15 protein-coding genes and 1 pseudogene are annotated in these 16,900 nt (G+C 34.8%); 7 read left to right on the forward strand and 9 right to left on the reverse strand.

Annotated elements, in window-relative coordinates; translation table 11 throughout:
* Positions 1 to 40 precede the first annotated feature (40 nt).
* Complete coding sequence (locus ACZZZT_RS18075) at positions 41 to 628, forward strand: Crp/Fnr family transcriptional regulator (protein ID WP_463461435.1); 588 nt, start codon at positions 41 to 43, stop codon at positions 626 to 628.
* Positions 629 to 730: 102 nt separating this feature from the next.
* Positions 731 to 1,753, forward strand: coding sequence for an MBL fold metallo-hydrolase (locus tag ACZZZT_RS18080; protein WP_463461436.1), 1,023 nt, complete (start codon positions 731 to 733; stop codon positions 1,751 to 1,753).
* 279 nt (positions 1,754 to 2,032) lie between these two features.
* Here the strand turns inward: ACZZZT_RS18080 and ACZZZT_RS18085 are convergent, their stop codons facing one another.
* The 3 genes from ACZZZT_RS18085 to ACZZZT_RS18095 all read right to left on the reverse strand — a co-directional run bounded on the left by ACZZZT_RS18085 (position 2,033) and on the right by ACZZZT_RS18095 (position 6,752).
* The gene (locus ACZZZT_RS18085; protein WP_463461437.1) at positions 2,033 to 3,607 is read right to left on the reverse strand and encodes a Na+/H+ antiporter; all 1,575 of its coding nucleotides are present in this window, start codon (positions 3,605 to 3,607) and stop codon (positions 2,033 to 2,035) included.
* A gap of 329 nt (positions 3,608 to 3,936) precedes the next feature.
* Positions 3,937 to 6,396, reverse strand: a complete 2,460-nt coding sequence (gene galA / locus ACZZZT_RS18090) for a beta-galactosidase GalA (RefSeq protein WP_463462463.1) — start codon at positions 6,394 to 6,396, stop codon at positions 3,937 to 3,939.
* Entirely contained in the window at positions 6,339 to 6,752 is a 414-nt protein-coding gene (locus ACZZZT_RS18095; RefSeq protein ID WP_463461438.1) for a hypothetical protein, read from the reverse strand. The genes galA and ACZZZT_RS18095 overlap by 58 nt, the downstream gene beginning before the upstream one ends.
* 348 nt (positions 6,753 to 7,100) lie before the next feature.
* On the opposite strand from ACZZZT_RS18095, the gene ACZZZT_RS18100 reads away from it, so the two are divergent.
* From ACZZZT_RS18100 to ACZZZT_RS18110, 3 genes are read left to right on the forward strand one after another with little or no spacing between them, the layout of a single operon-like run.
* Complete coding sequence (locus ACZZZT_RS18100) at positions 7,101 to 7,355, forward strand: hypothetical protein (protein ID WP_463461439.1); 255 nt, start codon at positions 7,101 to 7,103, stop codon at positions 7,353 to 7,355.
* 18 nt (positions 7,356 to 7,373) lie between these two features.
* Positions 7,374 to 7,907, forward strand: a complete 534-nt coding sequence (locus ACZZZT_RS18105; protein WP_463461440.1) for a chromate resistance protein ChrB domain-containing protein — start codon at positions 7,374 to 7,376, stop codon at positions 7,905 to 7,907.
* A 53-nt stretch (positions 7,908 to 7,960) separates the two neighbouring features.
* On the forward strand, positions 7,961 to 8,239 hold the full coding sequence (locus ACZZZT_RS18110; RefSeq protein WP_463462464.1) for a helix-turn-helix domain-containing protein: 279 nt from the start codon (positions 7,961 to 7,963) through the stop codon (positions 8,237 to 8,239).
* Positions 8,240 to 8,247: 8 nt separating this feature from the next.
* On the opposite strand, the gene ACZZZT_RS18115 is transcribed toward ACZZZT_RS18110, so the two are convergent.
* A complete protein-coding gene (locus ACZZZT_RS18115) occupies positions 8,248 to 8,721 on the reverse strand; it encodes a hypothetical protein (RefSeq protein ID WP_463461441.1) in 474 nt (157 codons plus the stop codon).
* Positions 8,722 to 8,973: 252 nt separating this feature from the next.
* Entirely contained in the window at positions 8,974 to 9,465 is a 492-nt protein-coding gene (locus tag ACZZZT_RS18120; RefSeq protein ID WP_463461442.1) for a TlpA family protein disulfide reductase, read from the reverse strand.
* Between the two features lie 299 nt (positions 9,466 to 9,764).
* Here ACZZZT_RS18120 and ACZZZT_RS18125 point away from each other — a divergent pair, with 299 nt between their 5' ends.
* Together ACZZZT_RS18125 and ACZZZT_RS18130 are read left to right on the forward strand one after the other, a co-directional pair.
* Positions 9,765 to 10,067 (forward strand): ArsR/SmtB family transcription factor, encoded by a 303-nt coding sequence (locus tag ACZZZT_RS18125; protein WP_041518777.1) that lies wholly within the window; start codon positions 9,765 to 9,767, stop codon positions 10,065 to 10,067.
* A 6-nt stretch (positions 10,068 to 10,073) separates the two neighbouring features.
* Positions 10,074 to 11,176: pseudogene (locus ACZZZT_RS18130) on the forward strand (NADH:flavin oxidoreductase).
* Positions 11,177 to 11,191: 15 nt separating this feature from the next.
* Here ACZZZT_RS18130 and ACZZZT_RS18135 read toward each other — a convergent pair.
* The 4 genes from ACZZZT_RS18135 to ACZZZT_RS18150 all read right to left on the reverse strand — a co-directional run bounded on the left by ACZZZT_RS18135 (position 11,192) and on the right by ACZZZT_RS18150 (position 16,795).
* Positions 11,192 to 11,611, reverse strand: a complete 420-nt coding sequence (locus ACZZZT_RS18135) for a hypothetical protein (RefSeq protein ID WP_463462502.1) — start codon at positions 11,609 to 11,611, stop codon at positions 11,192 to 11,194.
* The gene (locus ACZZZT_RS18140) at positions 11,562 to 12,692 is read right to left on the reverse strand and encodes an acyltransferase family protein (RefSeq protein WP_463461443.1); all 1,131 of its coding nucleotides are present in this window, start codon (positions 12,690 to 12,692) and stop codon (positions 11,562 to 11,564) included. Before ACZZZT_RS18140 ends, ACZZZT_RS18135 begins: the two co-directional genes overlap by 50 nt.
* 363 nt (positions 12,693 to 13,055) lie before the next feature.
* Complete coding sequence (locus ACZZZT_RS18145) at positions 13,056 to 15,272, reverse strand: glycoside hydrolase family 3 C-terminal domain-containing protein (RefSeq protein ID WP_463461444.1); 2,217 nt, start codon at positions 15,270 to 15,272, stop codon at positions 13,056 to 13,058.
* 206 nt (positions 15,273 to 15,478) lie between these two features.
* The gene (locus ACZZZT_RS18150; protein WP_463461445.1) at positions 15,479 to 16,795 is read right to left on the reverse strand and encodes a DUF6377 domain-containing protein; all 1,317 of its coding nucleotides are present in this window, start codon (positions 16,793 to 16,795) and stop codon (positions 15,479 to 15,481) included.
* Positions 16,796 to 16,900 lie beyond the last annotated feature (105 nt).

The raw sequence follows: 16,900 nt of genomic DNA on the forward strand, positions 1-16,900 counted from the left end.
CTGAAACAAAACAAACCCTTTTCTTTTTTATCTTTGTTACATGAAAGAAGTACAACCCGTAATAGACTATATATCAAGATACGTTGATTTGACAGACGCTGAAAAAACGCATCTGGCGACTTTTTTGAAGATTACCAAAGTCAAAAAAAGACAATTTATCGTGCAGCCGGGTTTTGTATGCAAACACAAAAGTTATGTTGTAAAAGGCGCATTTAGAGGTTATTTGGTCGATAATGAAGGAAAAGAACACACACTTTCGTTTGCTATCGAAGATTGGTGGATTTCTGATTACAGCAGTTTGATTTATCAGGAACCTGCAACTTTATTTGTAGAAGCTTTGGAAGATTCTGTTTTAATTCAAATTGAATACGAAGACGAACAGAAATTTTTGCAGGAAATTCCGAAACTCGAAAAATTCGAACGCATTATTACCCAGCGCTCATTGGCTTTTCACCAAAAACGACTTTTATCTAATTTTACCAAAACGGCCGAAGAACGCTACGACGAATTCATGAGCAAATATTCGGCAATTGCAAAGCGCGTTCCGCAATATGCTTTGGCTTCTTATCTTGGTTTTAGTACGGAATATTTAAGTAAAATTCGCAACAGAAAAACTTCAAAAAGTTAAACCAGTTCAACCTTATTTCCTAAACCAGTTCATTTTTATTCGTTTTATTCTGTCTCAAATTTGCATTGTCAATACCGACAAAATAATTTAATTCAAATAAAAATGAAAAAGACGATTTACCCAAACCATACGAGAATATTTTCATTATTACTATGGTTTTTATTTATCACTTTCAGCATTACGGCACAAAACAAAGACAATAGTAAAGTTCAGATTTTCCATATTCAGAACTATTTTACTGAGGCTTATCTGGTAAAAGGAAATTCAGAAAAACTAATTTTAATCGATACCGGAGTTCCCGTTGCAGGATATCAGGATAGTTTGATAAGTGCTATCAAAAAATTAGGTTTTAAACCCGAAAATATTGCTCTTGCCATTGTTACACACGGACACGGCGATCATGCAGGAAATGCGAGATTTCTTCAGCAAAATTTCAAAACCAAAATTGCCGGAAGCAAAGCCGATTTAAACAAATTTACTTCAGGCAAAACCGAATTATCAAAATCTGAAGACGTGAGCATTTGGGGAACAAGACTTCGCCAGTATTCCGACTTAGATTATCCCGCTTTTACGCCTGATATTATTGTCGAAAATGCCAATATCGATCTTAAAAAATTTGGTTTTGATGGAAAAATAATTCCAATAAAAGGCGGACACACTCCCGGAGATTTATTGATTTTAATTGGCGATAATCTTTTTGTTGGAGATGCTTTCGTAGGCACATTTAAAGCGCAAGGCGGAGGTTTAGCACCTGACGGTCACCATGTAAGAGAACATTTCTATCATGAAAACAGACAACTCGCCGATCAAAATTTAAAACTAATCGAGAAAATTGCATTAGATAATAAAGTAAAAACAATTTACCCCACTCACAATGGACCTGTTTCTACTTCTGAACTAACAAAATACATTAAAGAAGAACCTTTGTTGCGACTTTTATCACAGCAAAATGAATCTTTAAATACCGAAGATTTCAGAATTATTTCTTCTGATGAAAATATGGCTGTACTAACTTATATCGAAGCAATTAAACTTGAAGGAAAAGAGGCTAAAAATGTTTTTATAACTGAGACTTATTCTAAAGAAAAAGGAAGTTGGAAAATGGTTAAGAAAGAGATTAAATAGTCTTGTTTCAGGTTTCAGGTTTGCGTAATAAACCCGACAGGTTTTAAAAACCTGTCGGGTTTGATATACGTTACTAATTTACGCTCAGTTTGTCATCTCGACGGAGGAGAGATCACACTTGAAACTCCGCAATCAAAATCGCCAATCTTTGTAGAGTTACGCGTGTGATCTCTCCTCCGTCGAGATGACAAAACTATGTGTAAACTTTAGTTTATAGACAAAGTTTGAAACTTGAAACTTGAAACTTGAAACAAAACAAACCTGAACCTGAAACAAATTTTAAAGGAAATGCAATTTCTCTTCCTCAAGATCTAAATGCAAAATATGCTTGCGTACAATTTCTTCATCAATTCGGTGATCTTTGTTTTTATCGGTAAGCCATTGTCTTTGCAGGTTTAATATTTCTCTGTAAACTTTTTTGGCCTCTTCGGTCATTAAAATATCTTCGTTGTTAGAAACACTTGCATCTTCCCATTTTGTAGCCAGTTGTTGTAGTACTTTTTCAGTTTCAAGATGTTGGCTGTAGTTCGTTTTTAAATGATTCAGAGCCTGTTGAGAAAGCATTCGCCTTAACTTATTATACATTTCATCATCGGGCATAATTAAATCAGGATCCGGCATATTAAGTTTTTTAATAAGCCACGGCAACGTAAGTCCTTGTAAAAGCAATGTGGTCAATATAACGACAAAGGTGATAAAGAGAATCAAATTTCTTTGCGGAAATTCTGCTCCGCCCTGCGCATAAACCGGAATCGACAACGCCACTGCCAACGATACAACACCTCGCATACCTGACCAGCCAATAATTACAATTCCTTTGTAACCCGGATGTCTGGAATCTGCAACTGTTATAAAATTTCGGGCTATCAAAGTTACAATTACAGCCGCATAAGCAGATATTAATCTCGCAATGATCAAAACCAATGTAATCAAAAGACCATAACCAATCGCTGAGGAAAGACTCACATCTCCCAATCCCGAAGTAATTTCGGGTAAGTCAAGACCAATAAACATAAAAATTAATCCGTTGAGGATAAAGCAGAAACTTTCCCAGACATTAACACCGCGCAATCGCGATGTGCTGCTTAAAAACGAAAGCCGGTTATTCGATAATAATAATCCGCCACTTACAACGGCAAGAACACCAGAACTGTGAATTTCCTCGGCAACGAGATAAATAACATAAGGCGTTACGATAGAAAATACGATATCTATATTGGCATCTGTGGGCAAATATTTATGCAGTTTCATGAAAATAAAACCAATTGCTACGCCAACTCCAACTCCCGCAATTACCATCCAGCCAAAACTCGTTACAGCATTATACCAAACAAATTGTCCCGTTCCTGCGGTTATTAGCGCAAAGCGAAAAATAATCAGCGATGAGGCGTCATTCAACAAACTTTCACCTTCTAAAATAGAAGACAGTCGGCGGGGTACTTTTACAAATTTCAAAATAGCGCCCACACTTACGGCATCAGGAGGTGAAACAATTCCGCCAAGCAAAAAACCTAATGCGAGTGAAAATCCCGGTATAAAATAATTCGAAAAAAGTGCAACAGAAAGTGCTGTAAAAAATACAACCAAAAAAGCAAAACTGGTTATAATGCGTCGCCAGCGCCAGAGTTCTTTCCATGAGATTTTCCATGAAGCTTCATACAATAATGGCGGAAGGAATATGAAAAAAATAAGTTCGGGATCGATACGTAATTTTGGAATTCCGGGAATAAAACTAATCGCCAGTCCCGCCAAAACCAATAAAACCGGATAAGCAACTTTTATTTTGTTGCTCGCCATAATCAGGAAAAGAATAACAATGACGATACCTATATAAAACGCGAGATTATCTAACATTTGAGAATTTTATTAAAAATTTATAAAGCTATAATCTTTTGAAATATCAATATTAGGAAATATTTTTTGGATAAAGTAATTTCAATTGGGTGCGTTTTATTTAAACACATAGAAACATAGCTTTTTATTTTAAATTAAAAATTGAGAATTAAAAATTAAAATAATTCTAAGATTCACAATACTATGTTATGCGCATTTAAACACATAGAAACATAGAATCTTTGCGTTTAAAAAGGCGTTTCACTTAGTTCAAATGCAGGTGAAAAAACCTTGATTTTCTAAAACTAACTTCAAGTTAATTTTTAATTCTCAATTTTTAATTAAAAAAATTATTTCACACTAACAGTTCCCGTTTTTAATCCTTTGGCTGTAGCCGATAAAATAACTTCGGCTGCATTTTCGTCTTTCTGAATAATGATTTGAGAATATCCGTTAAATAATTTTCGTTTCCATTGTTCTGCAGGTGTAATTACCTGAATAATTCCCGGATCTGTATTCATAACATCCCAGTCTTTATTTTTTTGCAAAGGCGGCGCAATAATTTGAATTGTGTTTAAACCTTGTTTTAAAACAGCCGCATTCAAAATATATTTTTGATCATCATCTGTACTTGCCGGAATTTTATTTCCGTTCACAAAAACGACTGCGTTTATTCCGATTTTTTTGTAAAAGAAAGTAACTGTATTGGTTTTAATATTGTTCTTTAAATCAAATTTTCCGCGATACACATACGCAGGAGCCTGATTTTTATAATCTCTGTCTTTAAAAGCTTCTTTCCAGTTATTATCTGCTTCAACAGTAATTTGGTTAGGAATAGTAGCCGAAGCCAATTTCTTCTCCTCAAAATTAGTTATAGCAAGAAGCTCAATGTTATCAATAAATTTATCTCTTTCTAATGAAGTTGGGTTTCCGTTTCCTACTCCAAGAATCTTTCCGCCTTTTATAGAAAAAGTCATTTCGTGATTTGCAGTTGGTACATGTGCGCCTTTTTCATCTGTTGTTTCAGCTGTAATAACCACAACGTTTGCATTAGAAATGTTTTCTTTATCAACAGAAAGTTTTATATTTTGAGCATTCTCTGTAGTTTTCTGAATGTCCGAAAGCACCTTTTTTCCGTTTTTATAACCAACCGCTTCAAGCGTCCCCGGAACATATTTTACCTTCCATTCTAAATGTCCGTTTTGTTCCATTTTCTTTTTACCAAGACTTTCTTTATTCAGAAAAAGCTCTACTTCATCACAATTAGAATGTACCCAAACATCGATTTCTTTTCCTGTACTCCAGTTCCAATGAGGCATAATGTGCAAAACAGGTTCAGTTCCCCACCACGATTTCAAATAGAAAACATTGTCTTTCGGGAAACCGCAAACATCCATCATCCCAAAATACGAAGTAACCGATGGCCAGCCGTAAGGCGTTGGCTCTCCGCGATAATCAAAACCCGTCCAGATAAACATTCCTGCTAAATATGGTCTTTCAGCATAAAATTTCCAGCCTTCTTCAATACTAAAAAAACTTGGGCGCGGTTTTTTATCGTAAGCACTTTGGTAATGTTTGGCATCATCTGTAAAATAAACACCTCGTGTTGCAAAAGTCGAACCTTCCTCTGTCCCCATTCCCGGTTGTTCTTTAAACTGATTTCTGTGTGCATCAATATCGCCGTTGCCCATGTAATTATATCCCATAATTTCTACAACCGATGAAATTCCGCTTTTAAAACCGCTGCTAATTCCCACCGTTACAGGTCTTGTAGCGTCGATACCTTTCGTAAATTCCTGCATCACATTCGTAATACGTTCACCTGTAATATTACCTTCAATATTCCATTCTTCATTTCCAACCGACCAGCAAAAAATACTCGGATGGTTTCGATCGCGTTTAATCATTCGCTCCAAATCATTCAAATGATAATCGTTAATTCCCATCAAACGGGTTTCATCAATAACCAGCATTCCCAGTTTATCGCAGGCTTCAAGAAGTTCCGGCGTTGGCGGATGATGCGAACAGCGATAAGCATTCGAACCCATTTCTTTCAGTTTTTTAATTCTGAAATATTGTAGTTCATCCGGCAGCGCCGTTCCAATTCCTGCATGATCCTGATGATTATTTGTCCCTTTTAATTTTACCGATTTTCCGTTAAGGAAAAAACCTTTCTCAGCATCAAACTTTATGGTTCTAATTCCGAACGAAGTTTCATAACGGTCTATAATTTTTCCTTCCTGCTTAATTTCAGTTATTAAACGATATAAATTCGGATTTTCAATATCCCATAATAATGGATTATTGACCGTTAATTTTGAAATATAATTTGTTGTTTTATAAAAATTTGGAGCAGTTCCATTTTCAGAAGCCGTTGCAATTTGTTTTCCCTGAGCATCCAAAATCGTCTGAACAATTTCAATTGCTCCTTTATAATTTCCTTTGTTTTCGATAGAAGTTTCAGCTGAAACCTCTGCTTTATTTTCTTTTATTTCAGAAGTTACATAAGTTCCGTTTTGCGCCACATGAAGCGGATTCGTCTTCTTCAAATAAACATGTCTGTAAATTCCCGCACCTTCATAAAACCAGCCTTCTTCCATCGAGGTATCTACACGTACTACGATGGTATTTTCTCCACCATAATTCACATACGCCGTTACATCATATTCAAAACCATTATAACCGCTTTCTTCTGTTCCAAGGAAATAGCCATTAAAAAACACTTTCGAATTTCTAAAAACGCCATCAAATTTTAGCGAAATAATTTTGCCTTTATCACTTTCCAGGATACTGATTTTTTTCGGTACCAGCCAATGCTTTTTTCAGGAAAACCTTTTCCCGCAGTTTTAAAACCATGACTAAAACTCGCTTTTTCGCTAAAGGATTGTTCAACCGCCCAATCGTGCGGAAGATCTAGTTTTCTCCATGCCCTGTCATCAAAATTGCCCGACGCCGGACCGTCTCCAAATCCCGTTTTGGTTAAATAGGAAAAATATCCCGTTGCATGACCAAAATCTTTCCCGGTATCAAATAAATGTCCAAATGAAAATCGCCAATCTTTATCGATCAGAGTCAAATCTCTTTCTGATTTATTTTGTGCCGAAGCAGAATAGAAAATCAAAAAAATAATACAGAACAGAATTCCTTTTGAAAAAATAGCTTTCATAAAAACGTGGTTAACGGATAATGGTTGTAAAATAGCGATAAAAATATTGTTTTTAATTTGATTAAAATAATAGTATTTTATCAAATCATGCTTATTTGTACTGAAATGCCCCCTGAGAATTAGGGTTTAAAAATTTAGAATCATTCTACTAGCAGTTTTTGAGTCAAATTTGTTCTTTTGGCGTAATTTTAGATAGAAATTCAACAAAAATAGTAGTACCATGAGTGTTATTAAAGATGAAGATACGCTTCTTAGCACTATTAAGCGTATAGACCATGAAATTGACAAACTTAATGATCAAAAAATAATCGCTTTTTTGAGCATCTCGGGCTGACCGAACGTGACGATGTGCCTAAAAATTATCTGGATTTTGAAACCATTCTTATCGTTGTTCCCAACCGACATATTTCGCATCAATTAAAATATTTTAAATATTCAATCGCAAGACTTTCTTTCGTTACCAATCCGTATGCGAAAAATATTCACGTTTATGATTTTAAAGAATGGGATAGCGTGACCCGAAATAAAACACAATTTCAGGTAAGAGAAATGCTAAAAACCAATTTTGGAGGCGTTAGAAGTATTATTGATGGGCTGAATTAATTTAAAGCAATATAAAAAATGAAGTGGATCACACGCGAAAGGCCAAAGATTGACAGAATTGCTTGTCCATGGCTGATTCAAAAATTTGTTGATCCCGAAGCTGATTTTTTTTATGTTCCTTTTAATGAAGTTATTACCAAAGCAAAAGAATTAAACGCAATTCCTTTTGATATTCCTGATGTCGAATTTACGCATTATAATGAAGAATGCACTTTTGATTACATCATTAAAAAATATCAAATTAAGGATCCTGCGGTTTTAATTATGGCAAAAATTGTTCGTGGCGCGGATACAGACCGACATGAAATTGCAAAAGAATCGGCTGGCCTTTGGGCAATTTCTGCCGGACTTTCTCATAATATCACAGACGATTTAGAATTGCTAAAAAACGGAATGATTCTCTACGATGCACTTTACAGTTGGGCTACGCATCTTTACAAACAAAATCATCTGCAAAATAGCCCTTTTGAAAATTTGCTTCATGAAGTCTATAATAAATTTTTAAACGAAAAAAAGCAGGTAAAAAAACGCCTTCCTGGGTTAAAGATTTAAAAGAAATAATTCAGGATCAAATTGACGCACAATTTACTTTCGATCTTAAAAAAATATCAAATGATTTAGAACTCAATCCTTCTTATTTATCACGGGAGTTTTCTAAATACTTTGAAGATTTAAATTTTGGTGAATATGTTCGAAAATTAAGAATCGAAAAAGCCATAAATCTTATTCAGAATTCAACTTACACGCTTACTGAAATCGCTTACATGACAGGCTTTTCAGATCAAAGCCATTTTACGAGAATATTCAAATTACATACAGGGAAAAATCCTTCTTCGTATAGAAAAAATGCGCTGAAAAGTAATTCAGATGTAAAAAGTCAATAACATTGTACTTATCTTTTTATTTCAAAAACACTGATAAACTTTTTTTCTAATTTTTGTCTCTTCCGCTCTTCATACCATCTCGAATAGAAAGCCAAAAAAAGTAAAAACAAATTCACAATTGTAGACGCTCGTCTTAGTCCTCTTGCGAAAAAGAGAAAAAATATATTAATGGCCACAATCAAAATTATTGGAGAATAGTGTGACCAAAATTGCTGGTATTTATTGCCCGATTCCACAATATAATCTACTGTGACTCTATCATTAACTATTTTATACTTTCCATTTATTATATAATATGTTGATGCTTTTAATGAATTTACAGTCAGACTAAAACTGTTATCATCAAAAAATCCATAAAAAGGCTTTACTGCACCAGATAAAGGAAAAACTCTAACCTGCCCCAATGCTGCTTTTGGAGAACCAATTTCTGTATTATCGGTCAATCTTCTACGAAATTCAGACAAACTGAGGTTTGATTGCATAAAATTGATTTGTTTCTGGTTTTGTTTTGTTTCAGGTTTTAGGAGAATCTTTGTCAAAGTTTTAAACTTTGACAAAGATCGGCAATTCGTTCAAAATAAGTTTTTCTCCGTAAAGCGATTAAACCCGACAGGTTTTATCCCGAGGCTTCGGGACTGTCGGGTTTAACGTTTATCCGCTTTGTGTAAACTTTAGTATATAGACAAAGTTTCGCAATCCAAAACCTGAACCTTGAAACCTAAAACAAAAAAATGCTACTGCCCTAAAATACTCTTCACCATTTCATTCAATGCATTTCCATGAATGTTTTTCGCAACGATAATTCCGTTTTTGTCAATTAAAAAATTTAGCGGAACTGATTGCAGCATATAATCGCCGACAACTGGTGAAGTCCAGTATTTTAAATCGCTTACTTGAGTCCATGGTAATTTTTGTTTGGCAATTGCTGCCAGCCATAAAGGTTTTTTAGTATCCATAGATACGCTGTAAATCGAAAATTTTCCCTGATAAGTATTGTATAATTTTATAAGTTCAGGATGTTCTTTCGTACAAGGCCCGCACCATGATGCCCAGAAATCAACCAAAACCAAATCTCCCCTTAAAGAAGAAAGCACAACGTTGTTTCCTTTTGGATCCGGAAGATCTATTTCTGGTGCAATATCTCCAATATCAGTTCCAATAACCTGAGCTTTCGAACTTGTTAATACACAGAATAATAATCCTAAAATAAGTAAAGTTTTTTTCATAATCGATTAAGTTATTTATTGGGGTTCGTTTCAATTCTCACAAAGTCGCATCGTTTTTTTATGCTTCAAATAAATGCTTAAAAGATTTTTTCACGCAGATTCAGCTGATTAGGGCAGATTTAATTTAAAAAAATATAAATACTATCTGCTTAAATCTTTTTAAATCTGCGTGAAACTAACTTCGCGACTTTGCAATATTAATCCACAAAACAAATATAAACTTTCTCCTCTCCTTCTTAAAATTATCCTAAAAAAAATCTTTAAATTGGTATATCGGGAAAAGTCGATATATTTGCACCATGGAAAATATAGAAATCTTTAAAGCATTATCTAATAAGTCCAGATTGCAAATGCTGGAATGGCTCAAGGAACCCGAAATAAACTTTCCGGATCAGCTTCAGCACGCCGGATTTGAACACGGCGTTTGTGTGGGACAAATTCAGGCCAAAGCCGGTTTAACGCAATCAACAGTTTCAGAATACCTGTCTATTTTACAACGCGCCGGATTCATAGAATCCAAACGCGTAGGACAATGGACTTACTATAAACGCAACGAAGGTGCCTTTGAAGCACTCAGTAAATTAATTCAATCTAATTTGTAAATTACTATGAGTACAAACAACCTGTTTTCTCCATTTAACTTAAAAACGTTAAATCTTAAAAACCGAATCGTAATGGCGCCAATGACGCGTTCATTTTCTCCAAACGGAATTCCAACTGATGAAGTAGCCGCTTATTATCAAAAAAGAGCTGAGGGTGAAGTTGGTTTAATATTATCTGAAGGAACTGTAATCGACAGACCTTCATCATCTAATGACGGAAATGTACCTCATTTTTATGGTGAAGCTTTAAACGGCTGGGAAAAAGTAATTAAAGAAGTTCACGCTGCAGGCGGTGCAATGGGACCACAAATCTGGCATATGGGAATTATGGATAATCACCATTCAGGATGGGTTCCTCCGGTTCCTTTTGAAGGTCCTTCAGGATTAAACAGACCAGATTTCAGCAACGGAAACACAATGACTGAGAAAGATATTGAAGATACTATTATTGCTTTTGGTAAAGCTGCCGCTGATGCCAAAAAATTAGGTTTTGATACCATTGAAATTCACGGTGCGCACGGTTATTTAATCGATCAGTTTTTAGAGCCGAAACGAATTTGCGTACTGATATTTACGGTGGAAAAACATTGCCGGAACGTAATCGTTTTGCTATTGAAGTGGTAAAAGAAATCAGAAAACAAGTTGGAAATGACTTCGCTGTTATCATGCGTTTTTCTCAATTTAAACCTTCTGATTATAATTATAAACTGGCTAAAAATCCACAGGAATTAGAAGCGTGGCTTAATCCTCTTGTTGATGCTGGTGTTGATATTTTACATTGTTCTCAACGTCGTTTCTGGGAACCTGAATTCGAAGATTCTGATTTGAACTTTGCAGGATGGGCTAAAAAAGTAACAGGCGCACCAACAATTACTGTAGGTTCTGTTGGTCTTTCTGGTGATTTCTTCGGTGCTTTTGCAGGAGAAAGTTCTGAGCCAACTTCTTTAGAAGAATTAAACAGACGTTTCGACCGTGGCGATTTTGATTTAGTTGCTGTGGGAAGACCATTATTATCTGATCCTAATTGGGTTGCCAAAATCAAAGCCGGAAAAACAGATCAATTGAAAGGTTTTAGTAAAGAAGCTTTAGGAGCATTGGTTATTGAATAAGTTTTTTTTAAATGTTCAAAGATGCAAAGGTTCAAAGGGACAAAGTTTTCCTTTGAACCTTTGTTGTTTTTTTACGTTTACAATTGTAGAGACATGCATAATCGTAGAGACGCATAGCAGTGCGTCTACACAATGCATATCCACAAAGAAAATAGACAAAAAGGGATGAAACATATAAAAATGTTTCATCCCTTTTTTAAAATCATCATCTTCATCATTTACATTCTTTGTCGATATCCTGTGCGTAGATGCACTACTGTGCATCTCTACGATTTGGAATGTGTAAAATTTGATGTTTACTCTATTACCTTTGAGCCTTTGAGCCTTTGAGCCTTTGAGCCTTTGAGCCTTTGAACCTTTGAGCCTTTGAGCCTCTGAACCTTTGTTACTTTGAACCTTTGCTCCTTCTAAGAAGCCAATTTCTAACCGGTTCATCATACAATTTCAAACATAAATACGCCATTACAATACTGGCAATCAAAACTCCAATTCCAACACCATAACCATCTCCAATTGAAACTTTATTATCTACAACCCAAGCTGTAAACCAATAAATTAGCGGATAATGTGTGATATAAATTGGATATGAAATATCTCCTAAAAGCTTGCATATTTTAGTCGAAAAAGCACTTTTAATTTCTCCGCCCGCACCAATCGCAACAATAAGAGGAAAAACTAAAATGATACAGATAGATTCATATAAACCGTTCATCCATAAACTATTTTCGTCACCAAATCTTGGTAGGGCAAGCACAATTGTGATTAAAATACTGCAAACCCAGAAAGCGCCTTTTATGTGAATTAATTTCCCTAAACGAGAAAGCAAAATTCCGGCAAAAAACGGATACAATAAACGAGTGAAACCAACATTCATTTGTTCCAGATTTAACGACCATCCGCCAATAACATCTCCTTTTGGTCCAAAAACGGTATAATTAATAAGTAATCCGGCAAATATCAGAACAAAAAAGCCCAAAACTTTATTGGAGAACTTACGGAAGATTAAGGCGTATAAAATATTTGCAATGTATTCGAAGAATAATGACCATGCAGGTCCATTTAACGGGTGCATTTCTCCCCAGCCTCTGATTTCTAATGATGGCGGAATTGGCAATAATGTAAATCCAATAACCATGGTCAGAATCACTTTCCAGGCTTCCATTCCGGCAATCATCGGAAACAAAATATCCGACGCCTGAAAATAATAGAAAATAGCTCCAATGATCATACCCATAATTACCATGGGCTGTAAACGTATTAAACGACGTTTGTAAAATTCCCATTGCGACATTTTTACCCAGCGATCATCATACGCATAAGCAACAACAAATCCTGATAAGAGGAAAAAGAAATCAACGGCAAGATAACCGTGATTGATAATTTGTATAAAACGATTTCCGCCGCCAAAAGCTTCAAAAATATGGAAAGCTACAACTAAAATAGCCGCTACTCCACGTAAACCGTCCAGGATTTCGTAATGCTTTTTTGGTTGAATTTCAATAGAAGTTGAACTCATAAAATGGTTAATTGTTAATGGTTGATGGTTAGTTTTTTTGATTGGTAATTTAACAGCAAAGATCTCAATGAAAATTTTTGAAAACTTGTAAAAAGTTCGCAAAGCTACACAATTATCTAATTTTCAAATTATCTCAATTATATAATTAATTTTAAAACAATAAAGTTTTTATTTTTTGAACCATTAAGAGATTAAGTTAATTAAGCTTGTTGAACTTAATTTTTTTAGTTCTTTAACTACAACGCTTAATTAACTTAATATCTTAATGGTAAAAATTATTTTAACGTAAAATAATTCTAAAAGCAAAGCCGCAATTTTTTTACAATTGCAGCTTTACAACCAACCAATTTAGAAATAATGAAACTATTGAAGTGAGAATCCCACTTTAGATTTTATATCTGTTGAAGATGCACCAACGATTGCTTCAAAAGCGCCCGGTTCTGCAACCCAGTCGTGTTTTTTATCATCAAAAAAGCTCAAAGCTGTTTTATCAATTGTAAATGTCACTGTTTTTTCTTCTCCCGCTTTAAGCGAAATTTTCTCAAAACCTTTTAATTCTTTTATCGGACGAACTAATGAAGATTTTAAATCACTGATATAAAGCTGAACAACTTCTGAACCTTCACGAGTTCCTGTATTTTTTACTTTTACAGAAAACGTAATTTTACCATCAACAGAAACTTGTTTTTTATCAGCTGTCACTTTTCCGTATTCAAAAGTCGTGTAACTTAATCCGTGACCAAAAGAAAATAATGGTTTTGCTTTTTGTTTGTCGGCATAGCGATATCCTACAAAAATGCTTTCATTGTATTTAACTTCATCACCACCAGGAAATTCTCCTAAAGCGTGAGCACCATTGTCAGACAATTTTACTGGGAAAGTAAAAGTCAATTTTCCAGACGGATTTACATCTCCAACTAAAACGGCTGCCAAAGCATTTCCTGCTTCCGTACCTAAAAACCAGCCTTGCACAATTCCCGGAACTTCTTTTACCCACGGCATTGCCACAGCATTTCCTGAAATATTTACAAAAACTATATTTTTATTTACTTTCGTCAATTCGCTGATTAATTTATCCTGACCATACGAAAGTTCTAATCCTTTACGGTCGTGGCCTTCTGCATCCTGATTGTCGCTTTTGTTTAAACCTCCAATAAAAAGCACAATATCAGCATCTTTAGCTACTTTTAAAGCTTCTGCGGTTAGTTCAGCAACAGAACGTTTGTCTTCTAAACTTACTTTTGCGATAACACCGTTATAATTACTTGTTGGATCTCCCACATAACCACGAGCGTAAACAATTTCAGCCTGATTGCCAATTCTTTTCTTTAAACCTTCAAGTGGTGTGATTTCATATCTTGCTTTTAATGAAGAACTTCCTCCACCAACAGTCATCATTTTAATGGCATTTTCACCAATTACAGCTATCTTTTTAGTTTTAGAAAGATTGATTGGCAAAATATTATTGTTGTTTTGAAGCAAAACAATTCCTTCTTCAGCAATTTTCAAACCTGCTTTTGCATGTTCTTCTGTTCCGAAAGATCCAAAAGGTCTGTTTTTATTCATCGTTGTCAGGAAAGATAAACGTAAAATACGGCTTACTTTCTCGTCTAATTCTTTCGTTCCTACTTCGCCTCTGGCAATCATAATCGAATATGGTTTTGCCAAAAAGTAGTTGTCATAAGCATTGCTTGTTCCCCATGAAAGTCCGTTTGTCCAGGAGCCAAATTCCATATCCAAACCGTTATGAATCGCTTGTTTGGTATCATTAACGCCACCCCAATCTGAAACTACAACTCCTTTGAAACCCCATTCTCCACGAAGAATATCGTTTAACAAAAATTCATTGTGGCAACATTGCTGTCCTTTATATTTATTGTAGGATCCCATAATGGCCCAAGCATCGCCTTCTTGTACTGCAGCTTTAAAAGCCGGAAGATAAATTTCGTATAACGCTCTGTCGTCCACAATTACGTTTACTGAGTTACGATTGGTTTCCTGATTGTTTAAGGCAAAATGTTTTACACAAGCCGCAACTCCGTTAGACTGAACTCCTTTAATATAAGGAACCACCATTTTTGAAGTCAGGAAAGGATCTTCACCCATATATTCGAAATTACGACCGTTCAATGGTGTTCTGTAAATATTAACTCCAGGTCCTAATAATACATTTTTGTTACGGTAACGTGCTTCTTCACCAATTGATTTTCCGTATAAAGAAGCCATTTCTTTGTTCCAGGTTGCAGAAAGCGCTGTAAGAGCAGGAAAAGCAATACATGAATCGTTTGTCCAGCCTGCCTGATCCCATTCGTCCCATTTAACTTCGGTACGAATTCCGTGTGGTCCGTCGGTCATCCAGTTTTCCGGAATTCCCAAACGCGGAACACCCGGCGAACTAAATTTAGATTGTGCGTGAATCATGGCAATTTTTTCGTCGGTTGTCATTTTTGAAAGTGCATCTGCGACACGCTCTTCAATCGACTTTTTATCATCAAGATAAACCGGAACTTTGTTTTGGGCATTTATCCCAATCGAAGCCAACAAAAGTAAAACAACAATTGTTTTAACGTTTTTAAACATAACTATAATTTATTAAAGCATTAATTTATATATAAGATAGCTTTGTGTCAAAAGTACCCTATAATAATATTGTAAAGCTAAAACGTTATAGTATGCATGAGATTTTTAAACGAAAAAAAGTAGTGAAATAAAAATTTAAAATATTGATTTACAAATATTTAATAAACTTTAAAGCCCAAAAAAAGTAGTGGTTTTAAAACAAAACGTTACACTTTCAGCGAAATTAAACCTATTTTCATGACCATTTCTTCAAAATCATTTCGCGAAACTGCGGCTTTATTTCGAGCTCTGGTTCTATAGTTGTAAATTGTGCTTAAAGAGTAACGAAGAAAGGCAGCAATTTTTACGCTGTCTGTAATTCCAAGTCGGATTAAAGCAAAAATTCTAAGTTCAGTATTTAGCAATTCGCCTTGTTTCAAAACGATTTGTTCTTCTTTAATCAGCAATTCGTTAAAGTCTTTCACGAAAGTGGGATATAAATTCAGAAATATAATATCGAAGTTTTTATATAATTCTTCCAATTCATTATCGACCAAAGTGGTTGATTTTAGCATTTTATAAATTTCATCAAACTGTTTTGCCGTCGCTTTTTTGTTTAGAATAATGCGATAGTTTTCTAATTTATTGATGTAAGCCGAACAAAGATTGAAAAAATGCGCTATATATTCTTCCTTAACATGATTCGATTCTGATAATTGCGAATTACGTTCCTGCAACTGATTGTTGGTTTCGGTAATATTTTTGTTTAATTCTGCCAGTTTTTGACTTGTTTCGTATAATTCTCCACGGATTTTCGAAACTTTTTTCATTTGTTTGTAAACGTAAATAACCGCTACAATCAAGAATAAAGAAAGCAAACTGATACATAAAAGATACAATTGCAATTCTGTTTTTCTTTTGGCTTCTTTTTCTAAATAAACCGTATTGATGATCGAATACACTTCTGACATTAAAAGTGTTCGGAATTGTACATTGCAATACAACGCGTCTTCAATTGCTGATTGTGTAAGCTTGTACGCCATATCTACATCGCCAACTTCATAAAAAACCAAAGCCAGTTCCTGAAGCGATGCATTGTCTTTATTGGCATTTTTAATATCTGCAGTGGCAGAAAGTGCGTAGTATTTTTTTCGTAATTCTAATTGATGTGTTCCCTCATAAATACTGCCTAAAAGATAAGTAATCATGGCATATTGCGGATTATCTTCTTTGGTATTTTTCAATAAATCCAGTAATTGTTTTCGCGAAATGTCTATTTTTTCCTCAGACATTCGCTGCTGAATTTTATTAATCTGATAGTTTAAAGTACTGGGATCTAAAACCATTAGCAACGAATCACGGTATTTTCGTATTTGCTCGATGTATTTTATATCATAGCTATTGGCGGCATAATGTTCAAAAAATTCGCGATACGCCACGTAATAATTAGGAAGCAATGTTTTTGATAATGTTTTTTTGTTGATGCTTTTTAAAATGGCTTCAGATTCGCGGTATTTTCCCGAAGAAGAGAAAAGTGTAACCAATTGAATGCTGGCTAAATCTGAAAGCTCTTTGTTTTGAAGTTCTTCGGCAATTTTCAGGTTCTTTTTTACATAAAAAATAGCCGAATCTGAATTGAATTTTTGGTA

The sequence above is a fragment of the Flavobacterium sp. AC274 genome (assembly GCF_979258275.1).